A 6,850-nucleotide genomic window follows, 5' to 3' on the forward strand; every position below is an offset into this window, starting at 1 on the left:
CCGCACGGGAACGGGGCGGGCCGGTGCCTCCACCGCCCGCCCCGTACGTCCCTCAGACCCCGGACGCCGCCGCCCGCAGATCCAGCGCGATGTCGACGATCATGTCCTCCTGGCCGCCGACGAGACCGCGGCGCCCGACCTCCAGCAGAATGCTGCGGACATCGACCCCGTACTGCCGCGAGGCCGCCTCCGCGTGCCGCAGGAAGCTGGAGTACACCCCCGCGTAGCCCAGGGTGAGGGTCTCCCGGTCCACCTGGACGGGACGGTCCTGGAGCGGGCGGACGAGGTCGTCGGCGGCGTCCTGGAGGGCGAAGAGATCACAGCCGTGCTCCCAGCCGTTGAGCGAGGCGACCGCGACGAACGGCTCGATCGGGCAGTTGCCCGCCCCCGCGCCGTGCCCGGCGAGGGAGGCGTCGACGCGGGTGACGCCCTCCTCGACGGCCACCACCGAGTTCGCCACCGCCAGCGACAGGTTCTGGTGGGCGTGCACACCGATCTGCGTCTCGGGGGAGAGCACGTCGCGGTAGGCACGCACCCGCTCCCGCACCCCGTCCATCGTCAGCCGGCCCCCGGAGTCGGTGACGTACACACAGTGCGCGCCGTAGGACTCCATCAGCTTGGCCTGCTCCGCGAGCTTCCGCGCGTCGGCCATGTGACTGAGCATCAGGAAGCCCGAGACGTCCATGCCCAGCTCACGCGCCGCCGCGATGTGCTGGGCGGAGACATCGGCCTCCGTGCAGTGGGTGGCGATCCGCACGGAACGCACGCCCAGGGAGTAGGCGTGCGTCAGTTCGGCGATGGTGCCGATGCCGGGGAGCAGCAGCGTGGTGAGGGTGGCGCGCTCCAGGACGGAAGCCGCTGCCTCGATCCACTCCCAGTCGGTGTGGCTGCCGGGACCGTAGTTCAGCGAGCCACCCGCCAGACCGTCGCCGTGGGCGACCTCGATGGCGTCCACCCCGGCCGCGTCGAGCGCGGAGACGATCCGCGTGACGTCGGACGGCGCGATGCGGTGGCGTACGGCGTGCATGCCGTCCCGCAGGGTGACGTCCTGGAGGTAGAGGTTGCTGGTCATGCCCGGGCCTCCTGGCGCGCGTGCTGGGCGATGCGTTCGGCGGTGCGCAGGGCGGCCGAGGTCATGATGTCGAGGTTGCCGGCGTAGGCGGGCAGGTAGTGGGCGGCGCCCTCGACCTCCAGGAACACCGACACCCGGGTGGTGACCGGGGCGGCCCCGGCCGGCAGCAGGGTGTGCACGGGCTCGCCGGGGGCCAGCGGGGTGAACTGCACGTCCTGCTTGAGCCGGTAGCCGGGCACGTACGCGGCGACCTCGGCGACCATCTCGGCGACGGAGGCGCGGACCGCGTCCCGGTCGGCGTCGCCGACGAGGCAGAAGACGGTGTCCCGCATGACGAGCGGCGGCTCCGCCGGGTTGAGGACGATGACGGCCTTGCCGCGGTCGGCCCCGCCCACCGACTCGATCGCGGACGCGGTGGTTTCGGTGAACTCGTCGAGGTTCGCGCGGGTACCGGGACCGGCCGACTTCGAGGCGATGGACGCCACGATCTCCGCGTAGGGCACCGGCGTGACGCGAGCCACGGCGTGCACGATCGGGATGGTGGCCTGACCGCCGCAGGTCACCATGTTGACGTTGCCGGAGGTGAGGTTCTCGTCGAGGTTGACGGCCGGCACGGTGAACGGGCCGAGGGCCGCCGGGGTGAGGTCGACCAGCGTCTTCCCGTAGGGCTCCAGCCGTGCCGCGTTGTGCTGGTGCGCCTTGGCGGAGGTGGCGTCGAAGACGATCCGGACGTCCTCGAAGCCGTCCATCGCGATCAGCCCGTCGACCCCCTCGTGGGTGGTCGGCACGTTCAGCCGGCGGGCGCGGGCCAGCCCGTCGGAGTCCGGGTCGATACCGACCAGGGCCGCCATCTCCAGCGTCTCCGACGTACGGAGAATCTTGATCATCAGATCGGTCCCGATGTTGCCGGAGCCGATGACGGCCACCTTCGTCCTGGTCATACGGATTCCTTCCCGGTGAATGCGGCGGACACGGTGCCCAGGCCGGAGATCTCCGCGCGGACGCGGTCACCGGCGCGGACCGGGACCATCGGGCCGAGGGCGCCGGACAGCACGACCTGCCCGGCGCGCAGCGGGTCGCCGAAGCCGTGCGCGGTGCGCGCCAGCCACAGCAGGGCGTTCAGCGGGTCCCCGAGGCAGGCGGCGCCGTCGCCCTCGGAGACGAGCACGTCGCCGGCGTACATGCGCATCGTCGTCGCGCGCGGCTCGAACGCGTCGAGCGTCACACGGGTGTCGCCGAGCACGTACAGCCCGCTGGAGGCGTTGTCCGCGACGGTGTCGGTAATGGTGATGTCCCAGTCGGCGATGCGGCTGTCCACGATCTCCAGCGCCGGAACGGCGTGGGCGACCGCGGCGCGCACGCCGGCGAGGCTGAGGTCGGGCGCGTCGAGGTCGGTGGCGAGGACGAACGCGATCTCCGCCTCGGCCTTGGGTTGCAGCAGACGCCCGGTGGGCACCTCGCGCCCGGAGACGTCCATGTCGTCGAGGAGGACACCGAAGTCGGGCCGGTCGACGCCCAGCTGCCGCTGGACCGCCGGAGAGGTCAGGCCGATCTTGCGGCCGGTGACGCGGGCCCCGGCGTCCAGGCGCCGGTCCACGAGGAGGCGCTGCACCCGGTACGCGGTGTCGAGGTCATTGCCGCCCAGCAGGTCCCGTACCGGGGCGCACGGGGTCCGCCGTTCGGCGGCCGCCGCCAGCCGCGCCGCGGCCTCGGATACGGCCCGGTCGTGTGCGGTCGTGGTCATCGTCCCGCCTCCAGGCGCGCGGTCGCGACGGCGAACCCGGCGATCCACTCCGGGACCGGCCGGTAGAACCGCGACGTGAACCGGTAGTCGCCGACGGCCGCGAGCGAGGCGAACGCGGCGATCCAGGTGCGCACCTCGTGCGCGGAGCCACCGCCCTCGGCGCCCATCCACGCGGTGGACCACCCGTCCACCTCGGCCAGCCTGTTCTCCGCCAGCGTGTCGAGGACCAGGTTGTCCCACTCGGGGTTGATCGGGATCATCGACGTCGCCCCGGCCGCGTAGTCACGGCCGGCCTGGACGACCCGCTGCTCGCCCCGCGCCCGCTGCTCGGGCGTGGGCGGACGGCCCTCGATCAGCGCGTCGGCGACGCGGGGCGGCGCCCCGTCCAGGACCGGGACCGGCGGGTCGTGCGAGAGACCGCCGGAGGCCAGGAACAGCACCCTGCGGTCCAGTTCCGCCGCCGCCTCGCCGATCGCGGTGCCCAGGGCCCGGATGCGGCCGACGGGACCGAGGGGGGTGGCGACACCGTTGACGAAGACCGGTACGACCGGGACCTCGCCGATGCCGCCGAAGAGGACCTCCAGCGGTTGCACGAAACCGTGGTCGACGGTCATGCGGGCCGAGACGGTCAGGTCGACGCCGCGGTCGAGGACGCCCCGGGCCAGCGCGGCGGCCGCCTCGGAGTCCACCGGCAGCGGACCGGACGCGGAACCGAAGTCGCCGACCGCGCGGGCCTCGGTGGCCAGGCAGAACGGCGGCATCTCCTTGTAGAAGAAGCCGTTGTAGTGGTCCGGCGCGTACAGGACGACCAGCTCGGGGCCGAAGTCGCGGACGAAGGCACGGGCCCCGTCCACGGCGGCGCCGACGGCGGCGACGACGTCCGGCGCGGGATCGTTGATGCCGATCAGCGGGGAGTGGGAGAGACCCACGGCTGCGGCGGTCATGGCGGTGCTCCTCACGGGCGGGGGTCGGTGGGGTGGACGACGAGCTTCCCGGTCAGCCGCCCGTCCAGCATCAGCCGGAAACCCTGGTGGATCTCCGACAGCGGCAGGGTGCGGTCGATGACCGGGCGCAGACCGGTGGCGTCCATCAGCCGCAGCAGGGAGACGAGCTCGCTGCGGGTGCAGCCGGTGGAGCCGAGGACGCGCTGCTGGAGGTAGAAGACCCGGCCGAGGTCGGCGGGCGGATTGGTGCCGGACGTGGCGCCGGCGACGACCACGGTGCCGCCGGGGCGCAGCGACTTCAGCGAGTGCGACCAGGTGGCCTCACCGACCGTCTCGATCACCACGTCCACCCGCTCCGGCAGCCGCTCACCGCTCGCCACGGCGGTCCGCGCGCCCCAGGACAGGGCCTGCTCGCGCTTGTCCCGGCTGCGGCTGGTGGCGTACACCACGGCGCCCGCGGCCACCGCGAGTTTGATCGCCGCGGAGGCGACGCCGCCGCCCGCGCCCTGCACCAGGACACGGTCACCGGCCCGGACCCGCGCCCGGGTGAACAGCATCCGGTAGGCGGTCCCCCAGGCGACGGGCAGACAGGCGGCCTCGTCGAACGACAGCCAGGACGGCTTCGGGACGAGATTGCGGGTCGGCACCGAGAGATACCCGGCGAAGGCACCGTCGTGCCGCTCCGACAGCAGCGCCCGCCCCGGGTCGAGGGTCTCGTCGCCCATGCCCGCGTCCGCGTCGGCGATCACCGGGTGCACCAGGACCTCGTTGCCGTCCTCGTCGTACCCGGCCGCGTCGCAGCCGAGGACGACGGGCAGCCGCTCGGGCGGATGGCCCACACCGCGCAGCGTCCACACGTCGTGCATGTTCAGCGACGACGCGGCGACACGGACGAGGGACCAGCCGGGCCGGGGCCGGGGCTCGGGAACGTCTTGGAGCACGAGCCCGGACAGCGGGTCGCTCGCGCTCTGGGAGACGGCGGTTGCAGCAAGCATGCCCTCACGCTCGCCCCGCCCCGCCGCCCGCCGACAGCGTCCGTGCCGCCCAGCGGAACGACGGATGGAACCACCCCTGACCACTGCTGTTGCCTGGGGCCATGACCTCGACGATCGAACCCCAGGGCGCGGCCACCACGGCCCCGCGCGGGGCCCTGCGGCGCCCGGCGGACCTGGCGCACCACATCGACGTCTCCGGGCTCGTCGACACCGAGGGCGGGCTGCTGGACCGCGTCGTCTTCACCGACCAGGACCTGTACCAGCAGGAACTGCGCCGCGTGTTCGCGCCCAGCTGGCTGTTCCTGGCGCACACCGACCAGTTCCACCGGCCGGGCGACTTCTTCACCACGTACATGGGCGAGGACCCGGTCATCGTCACCCTCGACCGCGAACGCCGCATCCGCGCGTACCTCAACTCCTGCCGGCATCGCGGCGCCCGCGTGTGCCGCGCCGACTCCGGCACCACCCGCAACTTCACCTGCACCTACCACGGCTGGTCCTTCAACCTCGACGGCTCCCTGGTGAGCGTGCCGAACAAGGACGGCTACCCCGAGGACTTCAGCGCCGACCGGTGGGGCCTGGTCGAGGTACCGCACGTGGAGACCTACCACGGGCTGGTCTTCGGCACCTGGAACCCCGACCCCGTCCCGCTGCGCGAGTCCCTGGGCGACATGGCCTGGTACATGGACGCCATGCTCGACCACGACGAACACGGCACGGTCGTCGTCGGCGGCGTCCACAAATGGGTGCTGGAGGGGAACTGGAAGCTGGCCGCCGAGCAGTTCGCCACCGACTGGTACCACGTCAACATGAGCCACGCCTCGGCCCTCATGGCGCTCTCGCCCTCCGGCAAGAAGCCCAAGGACGAGATCGTGCACCGCACCGGCCGCCAGTACTCGGACGCGAACGGCAACGGAGCGGGCTTCCCCGTCCACCCCAAGAACCGCTTCGACGCCCGGACCGTGCACCAATGGACGGACTACGACGCCCTGCGCGAGCGCCTCGGCGACGCACGGGTCGAAGGACCGCTGACCAACGGGCACGCCACCGTCTTCCCCAACTTCTCCTACCTCCCCGTCAACGGCTCCCTCCGCGTCTGGCACCCCAAGGGCCCCGACCGGATGGAGGTGTGGGCGTGGACGATCGTCGACCGGTCCATGCCGGAGGACGTCCGGGAGGCGCAGCGCCTGTACAACCTGCGCACCTTCGGACCCAGCGGCATCTTCGAGCAGGACGACGGCGAGAACTGGAGCGAGGTACAGGCCGTCTCGCACGGCTTCATCACCAACCAGGTCGCCCTGAACTACCAGATGGGCCTGGGCACCGAACGCGAGGACGGCCGGCACCCCGGCACCACCAGCGAGCTGTACAGCGACGCCGCCGGCCGCGCCTTCTACGGCCGCTGGCGCGAGCTGATGAACACCCCCGCATGGCACGAGGAGCACGCATGAGCGACGGCATCCGCGTCGCGTCCCTGGACGACATCCCCCAGGGCGAGGGCATCGCCGTCGACAAGACCGTCACCGGCACCGACGACCACATCGCCCTGCTGCGCGACACCGACGACACCGTGTACGCGCTGAACGACACCTGCACCCACGAGACCGCCTCCCTCGCCGACGGCTGGGTGGAGGACGGCTACGTCGAGTGCCCCCTGCACTCCAGCAAGTTCTGCCTCAGGAGCGGAGAGGTCCAGGGGCTCCCGGCGACGCGGAACGCCTGCCCCCACCGCGTCGAGGTCCGCGACGGCGACGTCTACCTCTTCCCCGGGGAGAAGCCGTGAGCACCCGCGTCGTCATCGTGGGCGGCGGCGTCGCCGGCGTCGCCACCGCCGGCGCCCTGCGGTCCCAGGGCTTCGACGGCGACCTCACCCTCGTCGACGGCGGCGAGTTCCCCTACGACCGGCCCCCGCTGTCGAAGGACTTCCTGGCCGGCACCAGGACCCTGGAACAGATCGCCCTGCGGCCGCCGTCCTGGTACGACGACCAGCGCGTCCGCCTGGTCACCCGCACCACCGCCACCGCGCTGCGCACCGCCGAGGGCACGGTGGAACTGTCGGACGGCACCACGCTGCCCGCCGACCGCGTCGTCCTGG

General features: G+C 72.6%; 8 protein-coding genes. 3 read left to right on the forward strand and 5 right to left on the reverse strand.

The window, feature by feature from the left end:
* Nucleotides 1-52: 52 nt before the first annotated feature.
* Genes dmpG through AC51EU_RS24835 form a run of 5 tightly spaced genes read right to left on the reverse strand, consistent with a single transcriptional unit; the run spans nt 53 to nt 4,755 of the window.
* Nucleotides 53-1,072: a 4-hydroxy-2-oxovalerate aldolase gene (gene dmpG, locus AC51EU_RS24815; protein ID WP_496269290.1), complete on the reverse strand. Its 1,020-nt coding sequence runs from the start codon at nt 1,070-1,072 to the stop codon at nt 53-55.
* Nucleotides 1,069-2,013 (reverse strand): acetaldehyde dehydrogenase (acetylating), encoded by a 945-nt coding sequence (locus AC51EU_RS24820; protein WP_496269291.1) that lies wholly within the window; start codon nt 2,011-2,013, stop codon nt 1,069-1,071. The genes dmpG and AC51EU_RS24820 overlap by 4 nt, the downstream gene beginning before the upstream one ends.
* A complete protein-coding gene (locus AC51EU_RS24825) occupies nt 2,010-2,816 on the reverse strand; it encodes a 2-keto-4-pentenoate hydratase (RefSeq protein ID WP_496269292.1) in 807 nt (268 codons plus the stop codon). The genes AC51EU_RS24820 and AC51EU_RS24825 overlap by 4 nt, the downstream gene beginning before the upstream one ends.
* Nucleotides 2,813-3,760: a 3-carboxyethylcatechol 2,3-dioxygenase gene (locus AC51EU_RS24830; protein WP_496269293.1), complete on the reverse strand. Its 948-nt coding sequence runs from the start codon at nt 3,758-3,760 to the stop codon at nt 2,813-2,815. Before AC51EU_RS24830 ends, AC51EU_RS24825 begins: the two co-directional genes overlap by 4 nt.
* Nucleotides 3,761-3,771: 11 nt before the next feature.
* Complete coding sequence (locus AC51EU_RS24835; RefSeq protein ID WP_496269294.1) at nt 3,772-4,755, reverse strand: zinc-binding dehydrogenase; 984 nt, start codon at nt 4,753-4,755, stop codon at nt 3,772-3,774.
* 101 nt (nt 4,756-4,856) lie between these two features.
* Here AC51EU_RS24835 and AC51EU_RS24840 point away from each other — a divergent pair, with 101 nt between their 5' ends.
* From AC51EU_RS24840 to AC51EU_RS24850, 3 genes are all read left to right on the forward strand, one after another.
* Nucleotides 4,857-6,206, forward strand: a complete 1,350-nt coding sequence (locus tag AC51EU_RS24840) for an aromatic ring-hydroxylating dioxygenase subunit alpha (protein ID WP_496269295.1) — start codon at nt 4,857-4,859, stop codon at nt 6,204-6,206.
* Nucleotides 6,203-6,538 carry a non-heme iron oxygenase ferredoxin subunit gene (locus AC51EU_RS24845; RefSeq protein WP_496269296.1) on the forward strand — a complete coding sequence of 112 codons (336 nt, stop codon included), beginning with the start codon at nt 6,203-6,205 and terminating at the stop codon, nt 6,536-6,538. Before AC51EU_RS24840 ends, AC51EU_RS24845 begins: the two co-directional genes overlap by 4 nt.
* The coding region (locus AC51EU_RS24850) for an FAD-dependent oxidoreductase (protein ID WP_496269297.1) at nt 6,535-6,850 on the forward strand (316 nt) is incomplete at its 3' end. The genes AC51EU_RS24845 and AC51EU_RS24850, both read left to right, overlap by 4 nt.

It is taken from the genome of Candidatus Streptomyces philanthi (assembly GCF_059553635.1).